We start from the raw sequence: 17242 nt of genomic DNA, 5'->3' as shown, positions 1-17242 counted from the left end.
CCTGGCCTGGGGTATAGTGGGGTAGATGGCGCTTAAGCGCTTGACCCGCCAACGCAAGGCTGTCTTGGAGGTGGTGAGGAAGGCCCATAACCACCCCGATGCCGCCTGGATTTACCAGGAGGTGCGCAAGGTGGTGCCCAAGGTGAGCCTGGGGACCATCTACCGCACCCTCGAGGCCCTGGTGGAGGAAGGCTACCTCATCCCCATCACCAAGGCGGGGGAGGCCACCCGCTACGACGGCAACCTCCACCCCCACCTGCACCTGATCTGCCAGGGGTGCGGGGCCATCGTGGACCTGGAGGTGCCCCTTCCCGACCTCCTCACCCCCGCCCAGGAGGCTTACCCCCAGCTGGAGGTAAAGGGGGTGGAGCTCACCTACAAGGGCCTCTGCCCCACCTGCAAGGCAGCCCTTAAGGGGTAGATGGATCCCTTAGCCTGGCTTTACGCCCGGCAGGGCCAGGTGAAGCCGGGGCTAGAGCGTATCCAGGCCCTCCTCGCCCGCCTGGGTAACCCCCAGGAGGCCTACCCCGTGGTCCTCATCGGCGGGACCAACGGCAAGGGTACCACCGCCCGGGCCCTGGCGGCCATCCTGGAGGAAACGGGGTTAAGGGTGGGGCTTTACACCAGCCCCCACCTGGTGGACTTCCGGGAGAGGGTGGCCATCCAGGGTAACCCCATAGGCCAGGAGGCGCTTCTTTCCCTTCTGGAGGAGATCCGCCCCCTAGCGGAGGACCTAGGGGCCAGCTTCTTTGAGGTGGCCACGGCCCTTGCCCTCCTCCACTTCGCCCAGGAGGGGGTGGAGTTCGCCGTGCTGGAGGTGGGCCTGGGGGGGCGCTTTGATGCCACCAACGCTGCCGAGCCCCATCTCTGCGTGGTGACCAACATCGGCCACGACCACCTGGAGATCCTGGGCCCCACCCTGAGGGACGTGGCCCGGGAAAAGGCGGGGATTTTCCGAAGGGGGGTGCCGGCCCTCACCGCCGCCAGGGGGGAGGGGCTTCAGGAGCTTCGGGAGAGGGCCCGGGCCCTGGGCACCCCCCTTTGGATCCTGGGGGAGGCCTTTTCCCTTTCCGGGGTGGAGGCCTTTGGGGAGGGCTTGGCCTTCCGCCTGGGGCTTAAGGGGGAGGAAAGGGGCTTCCACACCCGGCTTCTCGGTCCCCACCAGGCGGAAAACCTGGCTCTGGCGGCGGTGGCGGGGAGGCTTTTGGGGGCGGATTGGGAGGCAGTGGAAAGGGGCCTCCTCCGGGTGGAGAACCCGGGGCGGCTGGAGCGCCTTCCTTGGCCCGGGGGGAAGGAGCTTTTCCTGGATGGGGCCCACAACCCGGAAGGGGCTTGGGCCTTGCGGGAAGCCTTTCGCTTCCACGGGCTTTTGCCCGCCGCCTTCGTCCTGGGCTTCAGCCGGGAGAAGGACCACCGGGCCATGGCCGAGGCCCTTGGGGGATTGGGGCCGGTGGTCCTCACCCGCTACGCTTCCCCAAGGAGCCAAGACCCCAAGGCCCTTCTTTCCCTTTTCCCGGGGGCTTTGCTGGAGGAAGAACCCCTAAAGGCCCTGGAAAAGGCCTTCGCCCTGGAGGACCGGGTGGTGGTGGCGGGAAGCCTGTATCTGGTGGGGGAGGTGAAGCGGGCTCTTTTGGGGCTTCCCCCGGAGGAAAGGTGGCAGTAGGGCGGTATTAGTCCAGGGCTTCTTTTAGGATGCGGGCGGCTTCCAGAAGCTCCTCCACGGGCCGCACCAGGGCCAGGCGCACGTGCCCCCATCCCCCTGGGCCGAACCCCCTCCCCGGGGCCACGGCCACGCCCCGCTCCACCAGGCTTAGGGCGAACTCCAGGTCGTCCACGCCTTGGGGAAGCTTCCCCCAAAGGTACATGGTGGCCTTGGGGGGGAGGAGGTCCAACGCCCCCTTCAGGGCTTCCGCTAGGGTTAAGGCCCTTTGCCGATACACCTGGGCGAAACCCCGGGTCACCTCCTTTGGGGTCTTAAGGGCGGCGATCCCCATGCGCAGGATGCCGGCATACGGGTTGAAGTCTATAACCCCCTTGACCCTTTCCAGCCGGGCGATGGCCTCCTCGCTCCCCAGGGCGTAGCCCAGGCGGAAGCCCGCCAGGTGGTAGCTTTTGGAGAGGCTGAAAAGCTCCACCACCCGTTCCTTGGCTCCGGGAAGGGCCAAGGGGGAGGGGGCCTCGCCCTCGTAGACCTGGTCCACATAGGGGTTGTCGTGGACCAGCCATAGGCCGTATTTACTCACCAGCCCCAAGGCCTCCTCAAAGTAACCCCAGTCCGCCAAGGCCCCTGTGGGGTTGTTGGGGTAGTTGAGGAGGAGGACCTTGGCCTCCTTCCAGACCTCTTCCGGCACCCGGGAGAGATCCGCCAGGCCATCCTCCCGCAAGGGGATGAGGTGGGTCCTTAAGGAGGCCACCTGGGCGGCGCCGAAGTAGCTGGGGTAGGCCACCTCGGGAAGAAGGAGGAGGTCTTGGGGCTCGGTGAGGGCCAGAAGGAGGTGGGCCAGGCCCTCCTGGCTTCCGATCAAGGCCAGGGCTTCCCGCCTGGGGTCCAGGTATACCCCGTAGCGCTCCTGGTACCAGCGGGTGGCCTCCTCTAAAAAGGGAAGGGTGCAGCTTTTCAGGCAGTAGCCGTAGGTGCTGGGATCGGAAAGGGCTTCCTGTAGGGCCCTTAGGGGCTTCCGGGGAGGCGGGAGGTCGCTGGAGCCGATGGAGAGGTCTATGAGGCGGATTCCCTTCTCCCGGGCCCTCCTCTTGGCCTCATCCACCACCAGGAAGACCGAGGTCTCGGGGACCCTACTCATGGTGCCCCTCCCGCCAGGCCTTGCCGGTGATGAGGCTTAGGGCATGGGGCAAGACGACAAGCACCGCCTCCAGGGATTCCCGGGCTCCCTTGGGGCTTCCCGGCAGGTTCAGGATGAGGCTTTTCCCCCTTACCCCCGCAAGGCCCCGGGAAAGGGCGGCCATGGGGGTTTTCTCCAGGCCCTTAAGGCGCATGAGCTCGGCAAGGCCGGGCACCTCCTTGTCCAAAAGCTCCCGGGTGGCCTCGGGGGTCTTGTCCCTTGGGGCTAGGCCCGTGCCCCCATTGGTGAGGATGAGGTCCAGGCCCTCCCGGTCGGCCCAGAGCCGGATGACCTTTTTGATGAGAGGAGGCTCGTCGGGGACGATCTCGTAGGCCGCCACCTCAAAGGGCCCTCCTTTTAAGACCTCGCGGATGGCCAGGTGGGTGGTGTCCTCCCGCTCCCCCCGGAAGCCCTTATCGGATACGGTCAGGATGCCCACGCGGAACATTTGCTAAGAGCTTACCCCTTGGAAGACCCTTTGCAAAAGGGTGCGGGTGTAGCGCAGGGTGTCCTCGAGGACCGTGGCGCTTCCCCGGTGGGGGAGGTGGAGGAGGGTTAGGACTTGCTGAACCCCTTCCGTCATCCCTTTACCCCCGTGAGCACCACCCCTTCGATGATCTGCCGCTGGAAGAAGAAAAAGACCAAAAGGACCGGTAGCACCGCCAGGCTCGAGGCAGCCATGATCAGGTTCCAGGCCGTACCCGCTTCCCCGGAGAAAAGGGCGATGCCCACGGGAAGAGTGCGCATCTCCGGAGTCTGGACCACGATGAGGGGCCAGAGAAAGGCGTTCCAATTGCCCAGGAAGGTGAAGATCCCCAAAGCTGCTAGGGCGGGGCGTACCAGGGGTAGGCCGATCCGCCAAAAGGCCCCGAACTCGGAAAGCCCGTCTATCCTTCCGGCGTCGAAAAGGTCCTGGGGCAAAGTTTCGAAGAACTGCCGCATGAGGAAGACCCCGAAGGCGGTGATTAAACCGGGGAAGAGGAGCCCCCAGTAGGTATTGATCCATCCCTTTTCCGCACTCATCACGTACCAGGGAATAACCAGCATCTCTGTGGGAACCATGAGGGTGGAAAGGATGAGGACAAAGACCAGATTTCTCCCGGGGAACCGCAGCCGGGCCAGTGCGTAGCCTGCGAGGCTGTCGAAGAAAAGCACGGAAAGGGTGGTAAGAGAAGCCACCAGAAGGCTGTTTCCAAACCAGCGTATAAACCCCGTTTCCCAGAGCACCACTCGGTAGTTCTCTAAGGTGGGCTCCCGGGGAAGAAATTGGAGTTGAAAGAGCTCGGGAAAAGGCTTGAAGGAGGTGAGCACCATCCAGAGAAAAGGGAGAACCATGACCCCGCTACCTAAGAGGAGAAAAAGGAGAACCAAGAACCCCGCAAGGCGGCTTTGGGCTTTCATAACTCCACCCTCCGGGTTAGGAGCCTCAGCTGTACCAAAGTGGTTAGGAGGATGAGGGCAAAGAGGAGGACGGTGACCGCTGCGGCATACCCCAGCTGGAAGCGCAGGAAGGCCAGCTGGTAGATGTAAAGAGCCAGGGTCAGGGTGCTGTTCAGAGGTCCCCCCTGGTCGGTAAAGTTCAGGTTCACCACCTGCGTGAAAAGCTGTAGGTACCCGATGGTGCCGATGACCACGGAGAAGACCAAAACCGGGTTCAAAAGAGGCCAGGTGATGTGGCGGAAGAGTCGCCACCCTTCTGCCCCGTCAATGCGGGCGGCCTCATAGTACTGCCGGGGGATGCTTTCCAGTCCCGCCAGGAAGAGGACCACCTGGAAGCCTAAGTTCTGCCAGACCACCACCCAGGCCACGGTGGGCAGGGCCTGAGTGGGGCTTTGTAGAAAGGGCTGCGGGGGGATGCCTAAAAGGACTAAGAGTTCGTTGACCAGCCCGAAGTGTGGGGAAAGCATCCAACTCCAGACCCAGGCCACGGCCACCGCCGGGGTCACGTAAGGGGCAAAGTAGATGGCCCGGAAGAAGTCGCGGCCAAAGGGAACTTTTCTTAAAAGCAGGGCGATGATGAGTCCCAAGGCAATCTGGCTTGGGACTCCTAGGAGAGTGTAGAGGAGGGTGTTCCAAAGGGCTCGGCGAAGAAGGGGGTCTTCCAGGAGCCGGACATAGTGCTCGAGGCCTACAAAGCGCCTCTGCGCAGGATCGGCGTGCCATTCGTAAAGGGAAAGCCACAGGGCCTGGAAGGCAGGAAAGATGCGAAAGTAAAGGAAGAAGGCCAAGGGGATGGTTAGAAAGACTAGCGCCCATAGGGCTTCCCGCCGGGCTAGGGTAAGCCGCACCCTACCTCCAGAACTGATCCAGAATCTTTTGCTCTTCCTCAGCGGCTATCCTCAAGGATTGAGCGGGGTCCATGCCTTGGAGGAGGACCCGGTTGATGGCGTCCACCATCACCTTGCGCTGGGCGGCCTCGTCCACAAAGGGGGTGGCCTTGGCGTAGGCCAGGCTCAGCACAAAGGGGCCATAGATGGGGTGTAAGGAGAGCTTGGGGTCCCTGATCAGGTTCTTGCTGGCGGGGAGTTCCCCCACCTTTTCCAACCAGAAGCGCTGGGTTTCCTCAGAGGTGATGAAGGAAAGAAACCGAAGCGCAGCTTCCCGCTTAGGCCCGGTGGCCAATGGGGTGAGGCCGTGCATCCAGAAGGAGCCAAAGTTCGCCTTTCTTCCCCCTGGCCGCTCCAGGGGTAGCTCCGCTACTCCCCAGTTGAAACGGGCTCCTTGCTGAATGGTACCGATGGCGAAAGATCCGTCGATGATCATAGCGATTCTGCCTGCTATGAACCCATCCCGGTAGCCGTTGTTGCCAGGGAAGAAGCCGGGGACCCCGATCTCGTATTTGCGGACCCAGTCGGTATAGAAGCTGAGAGCCTTAAGCCCGGCCTCGCCCTGGTAAAGGACTCGTTTACCGTCGTCGGAGTAGGGCCTGCCCCCGAACTGGCGTACCAGGACCTCCCGGACCAGGTGGTGGTCCTGTCCGTCTGGGGCGATGCCGTAGCCAATCTGGGTGAAGCGCCCTCCTTGTTTTACGGTCAGCTTTTGGCCAACAGCGATAAACTCCTCCCAGGTCTTGGGGGGGGCGGCAACCCCCGCCTGGCGGAAGAGGTCTTTGTTGTAGAAAAGGGCCAGGCTCCGCACCGCAGTGGGGACCCCATAGAGCTTCCCACCCACTTTGGCGGCCTGGGCCATGGCTACGAAGCCCTGGTCGAGGCGCCGGGCCCAGTCGTCCGGTAAAGCTGCCAAATACCCGGCCTTGACCCAGGTGGGGGCCCAACCGTAGTAAAGGTTGACCACATCCGGTCCTTGCCCCGCAGGAATAGCGGCGGCTACCTTTTGCTGGAAGGCGTCATAGGGAAAGGTTTGATGAACCACCTTGATGCCCGGGTTTTGGGCCTCAAAGCGGCGGATGAGCTCGTTGATGGCTTCCACCTTGCTGCGGAACTCGTACTGCCAGTAGGTGATGGTGACGCTTTGCGCTAAGGTTAAGGGGAAGAAAAGGGCATAAAAAGCCAACAGCTTCCTCATTGGCAACCTCCCTTCGCCGCCATTATACCCCAAGGCTCGTTGCCAAAGTATCCGATATCAATCCAGTGTGCGAAGGGGGTTTCCCCCATAATGGAAACATGTGGTCCTTCCCCCCGAGCCTCGAGGGCCGGTATGTCCGCCTAGAACCCCTATCCCTTTCCCACCTCCCCGGCTTCCAAGCCCACTTTGACCCCGAGGTCTACCGCCATATGAGCCATAGGGTAAGGGACCTGGAGGACCTAAGGGCGCACCTCCAAGCCCTCCTTGCCGAGCCCGGCCGGGTGAACTGGGCTGTTTTCTTGGAGGGGAGGCTGGCCGGGCGGATCTCCGTTATCGCGCCGGACCCGCAAAACCGCAAGCTGGAGATCGGCACCCTCATCTTCAAACCCTTCTGGGGAAGCCCCGCCAACAAGGAGGCCAAGTACCTTCTCTTGCGCCACGCCTTTGAGGTGCTCCAGGCGGAACGGGTGCAGTTTAAGGTGGACCCCTTGAACCTGCGAAGCCAAAGGGCCTTGGAGTCCTTGGGGGCGGTGCGGGAAGGGGTCTTGAGGCGGAACCGCCTGCTTTCTGACGGCACCTTCCGCGATGACCTCGTCTACAGCCTCCTGCGGGAGGAGTGGCCTGGGGTAAAGGTCCGGCTGGCGGAGAGGCTATATGGTGCTTTTCCAGGAGATAAGGGAGGGGCTTAGCCTCCTCGTCCTCCTCCTCACCTACCTGGGCCTGGCCCTGGGAGGGCTTCCCGGCTACCGCATGAACCGGGCGGGGGTGGCCTTGGTGGGGGCAAGCTTTTTGCTGCTCCTTGGGGTCCTGGACCTGGAGGAGGCCTGGGGGGCCATGGACGCCCAAACCCTCACCTTCCTCTTCGGCATCATGGTCCTAAACGCCCATCTAGGGTATGCGGGCTTCTTTGGCCTGGCGGCGGAAGGACTTTTGCGCCTGGCCAAGACCCCCTTTGCCCTTCTCCTGCTCCTTACCTTCGGTAGCGGCCTCCTCTCTGCCCTCTTCCTCAACGACACCATGGCCCTTCTCCTCACCCCCTTGGTCCTTTCCTTGACCCGGGGCCTGGGCTTGAACCCCGTGCCCTACCTCCTTGCCCTCATGGCGGCGGTCAACACGGGAAGCCTTATGACCCCCACGGGAAACCCCCAGAACCTCGTGGTGGCGAGCCTTTCCGGCCTCTCCTACCTGGGGTTTGTGGCGGCCCTCTGGCCCGTGGCCCTCTTGGGCCTAGGGCTCCAGGTGGTCCTTTTGGCCCTTCTTTACCCCGAGGTGCGCTCCCTCAAGCCCCTTCCCCCCATGCCCCCCTTGCGCTACCGGCTCCACCGCCCCCTTTTGGCCAAGGGGCTTTGGGTGGCAGGGGGGCTTTTCCTGGCCTTCCTCCTGGGTTATCCCATGGCCCAGGGGGCCCTGGTGGCGGCGGGGCTTCTCCTTTTCACCCGCAGGCTTCGCTCCCAGCGCTACTTCTTAAGGGTGGACTGGGAGCTTTTGCTGATGTTCGCTGCCCTCTTCATGGTCACCGAGGGGGTGCGAAGGCTGGACCTGGTGGAGTTCCTTCTGCCCCTGGCCGCCACCCCTTTGGGGCTTCTTATGGGTGCCTCCCTGCTTTCCTTGATGATTTCCAATGTGCCCGCGGTCTTGCTCCTGGCTCCCTTGGTGCAGGAGCCCCGGGACTGGCTTCTTCTGGCCGGGGGAAGCACCCTGGCGGGGAACCTCACCCTTCTTGCCAGCGTGGCCAACCTCATCGTGGCCGAGGGGGCGGGGAGGGAGGGGGTGAGGATTAGCCTTTGGGAACACTTGCGGCTGGGATTGCCCCTGACCCTTTTGACCCTGGGGTTGCTTTACGCCCTACTTTAGCCGGGCCTCGAGCCAGCCCCCAATGGCCAGCACCCGGCCATCCTCCGCATAGGGCCCCACCACCTGGAGCCCCACGGGCATCCCCTCCACCCGGGCGAAGGGGAGGGTTAGGGTGGGAACCCCCAGGAGGCTAAAGGGCAGGGTGAGGGTGATGAAGGCCTCCCGGTGGCCCTTCCTTCCCGATTCCAGCTCCACCTCCTCCGTGCCCAAGGGCGGGGCCGGTAGGGGCTGGGTGGGCAGGATGAGGGCATCCACTCCCCGCAAGGCCTTCACCAGCTGGAGGCGCAGGACCTCCCTTTCCGCCACCGCATCCCGGTAGTCCTTCTCCGTGAGGGCAAGCCCCGCCAAAAGGGCCTCCCGCACCTGGGGGGAGAAGCCTTCCGGGTGTTCTTTCAAGGCTTTTTCGTGGATGCGGGCCGCCTCGTAGCGCACCAGGCGGGTGTAGACCTCGTAGACCCCGGGGAGGGGTAGGGACACCTCCTTCACCTCGGCCCTTAGTGAGGGCAGATCCTGCAAAAGGCTTTGGAACGCCCTGCGCACGCCCACCCCTAGACGGCCCTCCAGGAAGTCCAGGGGCACGCCGAAGGTGGGGTTTTGCGGGCCCTCGAGGAGGATGCTTTCCCCCGCCAGGATCTCCGTGAGGAAGTGGGCATCCCGTACCGTCTTGGCGATGGGCCCCGCATGGTCGGTGGAGCGGGATAGGGGCAGGGCCCCTTCTAGGCTCACCCGGCCGTAGGAGGGCTTGAAGCCCACCACCCCGTTGAAGGCCGCGGGAATGCGGATGGACCCCCCGGTGTCCGAGCCTAAGGAGGCTAGGCCGATCCCCAGGGCCACGGCCACGGCGCTTCCGCTGCTGCTTCCCCCGGCTTGGCGGCTGGGGTCTAAGGCGTTACGCACGGGGCCAGTCCAGGGGTTTTCCCCGGTGATCCCCAAGGCCACCTCGTGCATGTTGGTCTTGGCAAAGAGAAGGGCACCGGCCTCCCGCAGGCGCCTTACCGCCTGGGCCTCCTCGGGAAGGGGAGGCAGGGGGGCCCGGGTTCCGGCGTGGGTGGGCATGCCCTTTACCGGGAAGAGGTCCTTCACCGTGAGGGGGATGCCATGCAAGGGTCCCCGGACTTTTCCCTGCCTCAGCTCCTCGGTAAGCCTATGGGCTTCCTCCTTGGCCCCTTCCTCGTCCAGGTGGGCCAAGGCGTTCCGGTCCTGGAAGGCCCGGGCCCTTTCCAGGGCCTCTTCCAAAAGGGCCAGAGGGGTGGTTTCGCCCCTTTCCAGAAGGGCTTTAGCCGTCAAGAGGTCCATGCCCCATTATAGGGGCCTCCCCTTGGGCCTTCGGTAGGGGTTTTTGCCCTGGCCAGGTGTAGCGCACCACCTCCCGGTCCTTGAGGGCCAAGGCGATGAGGGCCTCGGTATTTAGGTGGCGTTCCGCCTCGAGGACCACGGAAAGCTGGGCCCGGGTCACGGGGTGCTTGGGGGCGAAGAGGGTGCAACACTCCTCGTCGGGGAGGATGGAGATGGGGTAGGTGCCGATGCGCTCCGCCTCAGCCTTGATCTCCACCTTGTCCAAACCCACCAGGGGACGGAAGACGGGAAGGGTAGCGGCCTGGTTTACCACATAGAGATTCTCCAGGGTTTGTGAGGCCACCTGGCCTAGGCTGTCTCCCGTGCCAAGGGCCAAGGCCCCTTCCTCTTGGGCGATGGCCTCGGCGATGCGAAGCATGTAGCGGCGGTAGAGGACCACCCGGTAGGCCTTGGGGGTCTTGACGATGATCTCCCTTTGCACCTCGCTAAAGGGAACCAGGTGCAGGCGGATGCGGTGCTGGAAGCGGGCCAGGCGCTCGGCGATGGCCTTGGCCTTTTCCCGGCTCCCGCCGGAGAGGAGAGGGAAAGGGTGGAAGTGCACCAGGACCACCTTCGCCCCCCGGCGCATGAGGCGGTAGGCGGCCACCGGGGAGTCCATCCCCCCGGAAAGGAGGGCCACCACCTTTCCGGAGACTCCAGGGGGAAGCCCTCCGGGCCCCGGGTGGCGCTCCACCTCCAGAAGGGCGGCATTGGGCAGGACGCGCACCACCCACTCCCGTTCCGCCCCCTTGAGCTGCACCTTGGCCCCCGTCTTCTCCTTCACGAAGGCGCCCAGGAGGCGCTCGATCTCCGGGGAGGTTAGGGGGAAGGTTTTGTCGGAGCGCTTGGCGGTGATGCGGAAGCTTTGGAAACGCTCCTCCAGAAGGACCGCCTCCAGGGCCGCCTCGAGGGCCTTGAGGTCCGGAGGCGTGCGCAGGACCCGGGCGAAACCCTCCACCCCCAAGGTGTCCTTCAGGCGTTCCTTGGCCTCGGGCCAGGCTTCCTGGGGCAGGCGGAAGAGAAGGGCCATGGGCCACTCCGCCTCCAGCCTGGCCCCTGTCCCCTTAAGGGCCTCTTTCACGTGGGCCTTGGCTCTCTTCAGGAAAAAGGGGCGGTTGCCCCCTTTTAGGGCCAGCTCGTGGAAAAGGTTCACCAGAAGCAGGGTTTCCATGGCTACGGGCATAGGCCTTTCACCGCCAGGTAGAGGCGGCTACACAAGGAGCCGCTTTGGGACGCTTCCCTGAGCTCCTGGGGATGGCCAAAGCGGTAGGCCCGGTAGTAGGTTTTCCCGGGCTGGGGCTCGGGCAGGAGGGGTTCGGAAAGGAGCCTAGCCTCCACCACCCAAAGCTCCAGGGTGTACGCGGCGCGCTCCTCCACCCCGAAGGCCACGGGCCTCAGGACCTTCACCTCGGTTCCCAGTTTTTCCCGGCCTACCCTTAGGGCCCCTTCCTCCACGCCCTCCCTTTCCTCCAGGCTCACGGCGGGAAGGCCCCAGGCCCCGCCGAACTCGAGGTCCTCCTCGGGGCGCTTCACCAGGAGGAGGCCCTTGTCGGACCAGGCGGCCAGGGCCACGGCGCGCTTAAGGGGCTTAGGCATCTGCACCCAACCAGGGTAGCAAAAGCGTAGCCCAGGCGCAAATCAGGCCAGGCGGAGGGGCTCCACCTCCACCGGGGTGGAGTGGAAGGTGCTGCCACCCCCTAAGTCGGTGAGGGCCTCCGTGGTGAGGTGGTTGATCCCCTTGCCATCTGGGGCCCACTTCTCCCACCAGGTGCCCTCGAGGACCACCGTCCCCGGCATGGGAGCCTCCGTGACCTGGGCCTTGCGCACCACCCTCCCTTGGGGGGAGTGGATGTAGACCAGCATGCCGTCGGTGATCCCCCGCTCCCTTGCGTCCTCTGGGTGGATGAGGAGCCTGGGCTCGCCCCCTTCCGCCTCCACCAGGGCCCGGACATTCCCATAGGTGGTGTTGAGGAAGCGGTGGGCCGGGGGGGTGAGGAGGATGAGGGGGTAGCCGGGAAGGGCCTTCGTGGGAATGACCTCAGGGGGTGGGCTGAAGCGCACCGGTCCTTTCTGGAAGGGGAGGAAGGGCTTGGGAAGCTTTAGCTTCACGAAGCCCTCCTCCTTTAGCCTTTCCAGGGTGATGCCCTCCAGGTGGGGGTGGTCCGTGGCAAGGAGGCTTCTTGCCACCTCCTCCGCCGTCCAGTAGAGGGTGGGTTCCTCGAGGCCAAGCCGCTGGGAAAGTTCCCGGAAGACCCAGGTGTTGGGCCGGGCCTCCCCTTCAGGCTCAGCCAGGGGCTCGTTCCAGGAGAGGTAGTAGTGCCCATAGCTGGTGTAGAGGTCTGGGTGCTCGTAGAAGAAGGTGGCGGGCAGGAGGTAGTCGGCAAAAAGGGCGGTTTCCGTCTGGACCTGTTCCAGCACCACGGTGAAAAGGTCCTCCCGCAAAAGCCCCTCCTTGACCCTTCCCGTGTCCGGGGCTACCACCAGGGGGTTGGAGTTGAAGACGAAAAGGGCCCGGATGGGGGGGTCAAGCTGGGTTAGGGCGCTGGCCAGCTGGTTCATGTTGATCCGGCGCACCCCGGGGTTGGGCCGGAAGTAGCCCCTGTGGGGGCGATCTCCTTCTAGAAGGTGCCTGCCCCCAAGGAAGCGCTTGTTGAGGGCAAAGGCCCCGCTGGTGGAAAGCAACGCCCCGCACCCTGGGTAGCGCCAGGCCCCCAGGAGGGCGGGAAGGAGGATGACGGCCCTTAGGGCATTCCCCCCTCCTGGGTGCCGGGTCATGCCGTAGCCCACCCGGAGGAAGACCCGCTTGGCCTCCCCCATCTCCCGGGCCAGGCGTTCTATGGCCTCCTTGGGCACCCCGGTAAGGGCCTCGGCCCTTTCTGGAGGCCAGGCCTCGGCCTCCCTTTGGAAGTCCTCCACCCCGGTGGCGGCCTCCCTTAGGTACGACCAGTCCACCAGGCCCTCGCGGAAGAGCACGTGGGCCAGGGCGTAGGCCAAGGCGGCGTCGGTGCCAGGGCGGAGCTTGAGGTGCTCATGGGCGAAGCGGCTCGTGTGGTTCTCGTAGGGGTCTATGTGCACCACCTTGGCCCCTTGCCTTCGCGCCTCCTTGAGGAAGGGGGTGAGGTGGCTGTTGGTGGTGAGGCTGTTGATGCCCCAAAGGAGGATATAGCGGGCGTTGGGCACCTCCTCGGGATCCGGGCCCAGCCTGGGGCCGTAGGTCATCTCCCAGGCGGCACTTCCGGCGGTGGAGCAGATGGTTTCCTCTAGCTCGCTGGCCCCGATGGCCCGGAAGAAGGCCAAAGGATGCTGGTTTTCCACAAGGCCCATGGTGCCGGCATAGTGGTAGGGGAGGACGGCCTCCCCGCCGTGGGCGTCCAGGATGGCCCTAAGCCTTTCGGCGATGGCTTCCAGGGCCTCCTCCCAGGAAACCCTTTCAAAGCGGCCCTCCCCCTTCCTCCCCACCCGGCGCATGGGGTGGAGGAGGCGTTCCTGTACCCTTTCTGGATACCGGTAGGTTTTGGCGCAGGCGAAGCCTTGGGTGATGGGGTGGCGGGGGTCGCCCTCCACCCGGGCGAGGCGGCCCCCTTCCAGGGTGAGGAGGAGGCTACAGGCATCCGGGCAGTCCAGGGGGCAGGTGGCGCGGGGTTTCATGCCCCCTATAGTAGCCCAAGGGCCTCGAGGGGACCGCACCTTTCCTCAAAAGGATCGGGGAGGAGGCCTGGGGGGTCGTCCAAACGGAGGAGGTAGCCCTCTCCGTACTCGGGCCAGTTGGGCCAGCCCCATGGCTCCCCCTCCCGGGCGAAGCCCACCCAGTAGCGGCGCATGCGCTTGCCCAGGGCCTCGGCCTTTTCCCGGGCCTCGGTGCTAAGAAAGAGGGGGAGAAAGGGCATCTCCTCGAGGTTCCCAAAAAGGGGGGCCAGCTCCAGGCCGTGGAAGGCCACCAGGCCCTCGAAGCCAGGGATGCGGAAGGTGAAGAGGTAGGCGTAGGTGGGGGCGAAAGGGGCCTGGACCTTGGCGGCTTTCAGGGAAGGGCAGAGGAGAAGAAGATCGGTTTGCACCTGGCCCCAGGCGGTTTTGGGATCGGAAAAACGCTTTTGGTACACCCTTTCCAAGGCCTCTCGCTGTTTTGGGGTGAGGCCTTGGGCAGAGAGCCTCTTGCCGAACTCCTCCCAGGTCCTGGGTCCCAGAAGCCAGGCCAGGCCGGGAAAGGTGAGCTCCTCCGCGTTGGCCCCTGCCAGGAGGGGGATGCCTTGGGCCCGGCCCCTTTTCAGGGCCTCCTCGGGGCTTTCCGGTAGCAGGGGGCCCAGGTGGGGCTTAAAGGGGGAAAGGGGGAAGCCCAGGGCCGAGGCGGTGATGTCGGGAAGGCCCGGGGGGCCTGCCGCGGGGAAGAGGCGCCCTAGGGGCAAGGATCTAAGGCAGGCTGGATCCTCGGGGGCGCAGCCCAGGCTCCTGGCCCACCTTTCCCCAAAGGCCATATCCTTCTCCAGGGGGCCCACCTCTTGGCATCCTCCCGATTGGAGGATGGCCTTGTGGAATAGCCCTTGGGCCTCCGGGGTGGCCAGCAGGGTGCAGGCCAGCATGCCTCCAGCCGATTCCCCGAAGAGGGTGACGTTATTGGGATTGCCGCCAAAGTAGGCGATGTAACGCTGGATAAAGCGCAGGGCCTCTATCACATCTAAAAGCCCGTAGTTGCCCACGGCCTTGGGATCTTCCTTCGCCAAGGCAGGGAGGGCCAAAAACCCCAAAGGGCCTAGGCGGTAGTTTAGGGAAACCACCACCACCCCTTCCCGGGCGAGAAGATGCCCCCCGTAAACGGGCTCGGCGGCGCTTCCTGAGGTGAAACCGCCCCCGTGCAGGTAGGCCATCACCGGGAACCCCCCTGGGGGCGGGGGTCCCAAGGGCAGGAATAGGTTGAGAACCAGGCAGTCTTCCCGCTGTGGGGGGATGTAGCCCCCTAGCCGGGCCGTGGTCCCGGGGACTTGGGGGCAGGCCACCCGCTCCCTTCCCACCCCTCGAGGCCAGGAGGCCACGGGCCTAGGGGCTTGGAAGCGGCCCGCCTCCCCATAGGGAAGCCCATAGAAAGCGATGGCTCCCTTTTCCACCTGGCCTTGGGCTGGGCCCAAGGGGGTCTGGACCACCACCTCCTGGGCTAGGGCCAGGCCCAGCGCCAGCGCGGAGGCCATAAGGAGGGCAAGGGGGCCCATATATAAAGCGTATCCAGAGTATACCCGAGGGTGTCAACCGTGGGGGCGAGGCATAATGCCAAGGGATGGAGGGCCTCGAGGCGTCCTTCTGGTCCCTGGGCCTAAGGGTGGCCGGGATAGACGAGGCGGGCCGGGGAGCCTGGGCGGGGCCCATCGTGGTGGGGGCGGTGATCCTACCGCCTGGCCGCTACCCCTTCCGGGATTCCAAGCTCCTAAGGCCCAAGGAGCGCCAGCGCCTGGCGGAGGAGGTGAAAGGGGTGGCCCTGGCCTACGCCTTGGGGATAGCGGAGGTGGCGGAGGTGGACCGGCTTGGGGTCCTGAAGGCCACCCTCTTGGCGGCAAGGAGGGCGCTATGCCTTCTGGACCCTCCGCCCGAGGCCTTGGTCACCGACTACCTCCAGGTGGCCACCTCCTTGCCCCTCCTGGCCCCTCCCAAGGCGGACCAGCATAGCCCCAGCGTGGCCGCGGCCAGCATCCTGGCCAAGGTGCACCGGGACCGGCTTATGGAGGAGTTGGACCGCCTTTACCCCGGTTATGGCTTTGCCCGGCACAAGGGATACGGCACCCCCGAGCACCAAAAGGCCCTCGAGGTCCTAGGACCATCGCCCGTGCACCGGAGGCGTTTCACCCCGGTGGCCCAGGCTTCTTTAAGGTTTCCTGAAGAGGACTAAGCCCCGGTGGGGCTAAGCTGGAGGTGAGGAGGAGCTCATGCGGATTTTGGGGCTTCTATTGTTGGGTCTACTTTCCGCCTGCACCGTGACCCTGGAGGGGGTCACGGTAAGCTACCGCTTGGACTTTACCCCAACCATCCTGCGCTTTGAGCCGGACCGGGGGGCAGGGGCCACCTATTACGTGGGGGAGGAGGTGCGCTTCTTCCTTACCCTGGCTGAACCCGGCTGGATAAGCCTGGTGGCCATAGATCCCGATGGGCGCACCTACGAGTTTGACCGCTTCCACCTGGGCCGGGGCACCCATGTCCTTCCCCCGGGGGCTTACCGCTATACGGTCACGCCGCCTCGAGGGCTCCAGCGGGTGCGGGCCATCTACACGGATAGCCAACCCGGGAACCTGCGCCTGGAAGGGGTGTTCACCGACTGGGATGCCCGGCTAAGGCTGTACTTGGAAACCTCTAGCGCCCGCCGCTACCAGGTGGCAGAAACCTACTTTTACATCCGGTGACCGGGGTATTGCAAAAACTTGCGAGGGGGGGCTTGCGCCTTCCACCCCCAGGTGGGGTATAATCCCCCCGGACCGCTAAGGAGGTCAAAGATGAAGCGGCGTGACTTCTTGAAGAAAGCAGGTATCGGCGTAGCGGCTAGCGCAGCTTTCGGCCCGGTATTTGCCCAGGCCCAGCCCACCATAAGGTGGCGGCTAGCCAGTAGCTTCCCCAAGAGCCTGGACACCATCTTTGGGGCAGCGGACGTTTTTGCAGAGCGGGTTTCCGCCCTCACCGGCGGGCGCTTCCAGATCCGCACCTACCAAGCAGGGGAGATCGTGCCCGGGCTACAGGTGATGGATGCTGTGCAACAGGGTACGGTGGAGGTCGGCCACACCGCCAGCTATTACTATGTGGGCAAGGGGGCGGTTTTTGCCTTTGATACTGCGGTGCCCTTCGGCCTCACCGCCCGGCAGCAGAACGCCTGGATGTACTACGGGGGTGGTATTGAGCTTTTCCGGCCCATCTATGCGGATTTCGGCATCATCCAGTTCCCAGGCGGCAATACCGGGGCCCAGATGGGTGGCTGGTTCCGCAAGGAGATCAAGGGCGTGGCGGACCTCAAGGGCCTTAAGATGCGCATCCCTGGCCCCGGCGGCCAGGTGATGAGCCGGCTTGGGGTGGTACCCCAGGTGCTGGCGGGTGGGGACATCTACCCGGCCTTGGAGCGGGGTGTGGTGGATGCCGCCGAGTGGGTGGGTCCTTACGACGACGAGAAGCTGGGCTTCTACAAGGTGGCCAAGTACTACTACTACCCTGGTTGGCACGAGCCGGGGCCCATGCTTTCCTTCTACATCAACCTGAAGGAGTGGCAGAAGCTTCCCAAGGAGTACCAGCAGGCCATTGAGGTGGCGGCGGCTGAGGCCAACCTTGCCATGCTGGCCAAGTACGACCAGGTGAACCCTCCGGCCTTGCAACGTCTCATCAAGGCAGGGGTGCGCCTGCGCAAGTGGCCCGCCGACGTGATGAAGGCGGCCCAGAAGGCAGCCTTTGACTGGTACGAGGAGGAGGCGGCCAAGGACGCTACCTACCGTAAGGTTTACACCGCTTGGAAGAAGTTCCGGGAGGAGCAGTACCGCTGGTTTGGGGTGGCGGAGCTGGGCTACGCCAGCTTTGCCTTCCCGGCCCTCTGATTTTCTTTCCCCGAATTACCGCCCTGGGGGGAAACCCCCGGGGTTTTCCTTTGCGGGAGTGCTCCCTGCCTTGGGCTGAACCTGGACAGACACATGTGAGACGCCAGATGGAATAAAAAGAGGGGAACCGACCCGTTG

At 64.5% G+C, this 17242-nt stretch carries 18 protein-coding genes; 7 read left to right on the top strand and 11 right to left on the bottom strand.

Going from position 1 to position 17242, the window contains the following annotated elements:
- Positions 1-25: 25 nt before the first annotated feature.
- Both perR and DK874_RS05530 read left to right on the top strand, forming a co-directional pair.
- On the top strand, positions 26-421 hold the full coding sequence (perR, locus tag DK874_RS05535) for a manganese-dependent transcriptional regulator PerR (RefSeq protein WP_114313039.1): 396 nt from the start codon (positions 26-28) through the stop codon (positions 419-421).
- The gene (locus DK874_RS05530) at positions 422-1663 is read left to right on the top strand and encodes a bifunctional folylpolyglutamate synthase/dihydrofolate synthase (protein ID WP_114313038.1); all 1242 of its coding nucleotides are present in this window, start codon (positions 422-424) and stop codon (positions 1661-1663) included.
- 7 nt (positions 1664-1670) lie between these two features.
- Here DK874_RS05530 and DK874_RS05525 read toward each other — a convergent pair whose 3' ends face one another.
- Genes DK874_RS05525 through DK874_RS05505 form a run of 6 tightly spaced genes read right to left on the bottom strand, consistent with a single transcriptional unit; the run spans position 1671 to position 6365 of the window.
- Complete coding sequence (locus DK874_RS05525; protein WP_114313037.1) at positions 1671-2801, bottom strand: aminotransferase class I/II-fold pyridoxal phosphate-dependent enzyme; 1131 nt, start codon at positions 2799-2801, stop codon at positions 1671-1673.
- Positions 2794-3288, bottom strand: a complete 495-nt coding sequence (locus DK874_RS05520; protein WP_114313036.1) for a MogA/MoaB family molybdenum cofactor biosynthesis protein — start codon at positions 3286-3288, stop codon at positions 2794-2796. Before DK874_RS05520 ends, DK874_RS05525 begins: the two co-directional genes overlap by 8 nt.
- 3 nt (positions 3289-3291) lie before the next feature.
- On the bottom strand, positions 3292-3423 hold the full coding sequence (locus DK874_RS11985; RefSeq protein ID WP_275887331.1) for a hypothetical protein: 132 nt from the start codon (positions 3421-3423) through the stop codon (positions 3292-3294).
- The gene (locus DK874_RS05515; protein ID WP_114313035.1) at positions 3420-4241 is read right to left on the bottom strand and encodes a carbohydrate ABC transporter permease; all 822 of its coding nucleotides are present in this window, start codon (positions 4239-4241) and stop codon (positions 3420-3422) included. Before DK874_RS05515 ends, DK874_RS11985 begins: the two co-directional genes overlap by 4 nt.
- Positions 4238-5128: a carbohydrate ABC transporter permease gene (locus tag DK874_RS05510; RefSeq protein WP_114313034.1), complete on the bottom strand. Its 891-nt coding sequence runs from the start codon at positions 5126-5128 to the stop codon at positions 4238-4240. The genes DK874_RS05515 and DK874_RS05510 overlap by 4 nt, the downstream gene beginning before the upstream one ends.
- Before the next feature lies 1 nt (position 5129).
- Positions 5130-6365 (bottom strand): sugar ABC transporter substrate-binding protein, encoded by a 1236-nt coding sequence (locus DK874_RS05505; RefSeq protein ID WP_114313033.1) that lies wholly within the window; start codon positions 6363-6365, stop codon positions 5130-5132.
- Positions 6366-6463: 98 nt separating this feature from the next.
- On the opposite strand from DK874_RS05505, the gene DK874_RS05500 reads away from it, so the two are divergent.
- Complete coding sequence (locus tag DK874_RS05500) at positions 6464-7054, top strand: GNAT family N-acetyltransferase (RefSeq protein WP_114313032.1); 591 nt, start codon at positions 6464-6466, stop codon at positions 7052-7054.
- Positions 7020-8219 carry an SLC13 family permease gene (locus DK874_RS05495; protein WP_114313031.1) on the top strand — a complete coding sequence of 400 codons (1200 nt, stop codon included), beginning with the start codon at positions 7020-7022 and terminating at the stop codon, positions 8217-8219. Before DK874_RS05500 ends, DK874_RS05495 begins: the two co-directional genes overlap by 35 nt.
- On the opposite strand, the gene DK874_RS05490 is transcribed toward DK874_RS05495, so the two are convergent.
- Genes DK874_RS05490 through DK874_RS05470 form a run of 5 tightly spaced genes read right to left on the bottom strand, consistent with a single transcriptional unit; the run spans position 8211 to position 14755 of the window.
- Entirely contained in the window at positions 8211-9515 is a 1305-nt protein-coding gene (locus tag DK874_RS05490) for an amidase (RefSeq protein WP_114313030.1), read from the bottom strand. The two genes, DK874_RS05495 and DK874_RS05490, sit on opposite strands and share 9 nt — an antisense overlap.
- On the bottom strand, positions 9496-10725 hold the full coding sequence (gene thiI / locus DK874_RS05485; RefSeq protein ID WP_114313253.1) for a tRNA uracil 4-sulfurtransferase ThiI: 1230 nt from the start codon (positions 10723-10725) through the stop codon (positions 9496-9498). Before thiI ends, DK874_RS05490 begins: the two co-directional genes overlap by 20 nt.
- A gap of 2 nt (positions 10726-10727) precedes the next feature.
- Positions 10728-11150 (bottom strand): NUDIX hydrolase, encoded by a 423-nt coding sequence (locus DK874_RS05480; protein ID WP_205387560.1) that lies wholly within the window; start codon positions 11148-11150, stop codon positions 10728-10730.
- 42 nt (positions 11151-11192) lie between these two features.
- Positions 11193-13202: a molybdopterin oxidoreductase family protein gene (locus tag DK874_RS05475; RefSeq protein WP_114313028.1), complete on the bottom strand. Its 2010-nt coding sequence runs from the start codon at positions 13200-13202 to the stop codon at positions 11193-11195.
- 5 nt (positions 13203-13207) lie between these two features.
- On the bottom strand, positions 13208-14755 hold the full coding sequence (locus tag DK874_RS05470; protein ID WP_114313027.1) for a carboxylesterase/lipase family protein: 1548 nt from the start codon (positions 14753-14755) through the stop codon (positions 13208-13210).
- Positions 14756-14820: 65 nt separating this feature from the next.
- Here DK874_RS05470 and rnhB point away from each other — a divergent pair, with 65 nt between their 5' ends.
- The 3 genes from rnhB to DK874_RS05455 all read left to right on the top strand — a co-directional run bounded on the left by rnhB (position 14821) and on the right by DK874_RS05455 (position 17104).
- The gene (rnhB, locus tag DK874_RS05465; RefSeq protein WP_114313026.1) at positions 14821-15426 is read left to right on the top strand and encodes a ribonuclease HII; all 606 of its coding nucleotides are present in this window, start codon (positions 14821-14823) and stop codon (positions 15424-15426) included.
- 37 nt (positions 15427-15463) lie between these two features.
- Positions 15464-15934, top strand: a complete 471-nt coding sequence (locus DK874_RS05460; protein WP_114313025.1) for a DUF4384 domain-containing protein — start codon at positions 15464-15466, stop codon at positions 15932-15934.
- A 90-nt stretch (positions 15935-16024) separates the two neighbouring features.
- Positions 16025-17104: a TRAP transporter substrate-binding protein gene (locus DK874_RS05455; RefSeq protein WP_114313024.1), complete on the top strand. Its 1080-nt coding sequence runs from the start codon at positions 16025-16027 to the stop codon at positions 17102-17104.
- Positions 17105-17242 lie beyond the last annotated feature (138 nt).

Source organism: Thermus caldifontis (assembly GCF_003336745.1).
Classification (GTDB): domain Bacteria; phylum Deinococcota; class Deinococci; order Deinococcales; family Thermaceae; genus Thermus; species Thermus caldifontis.
This window is presented reverse-complemented; position numbering and strand designations above follow the sequence as displayed.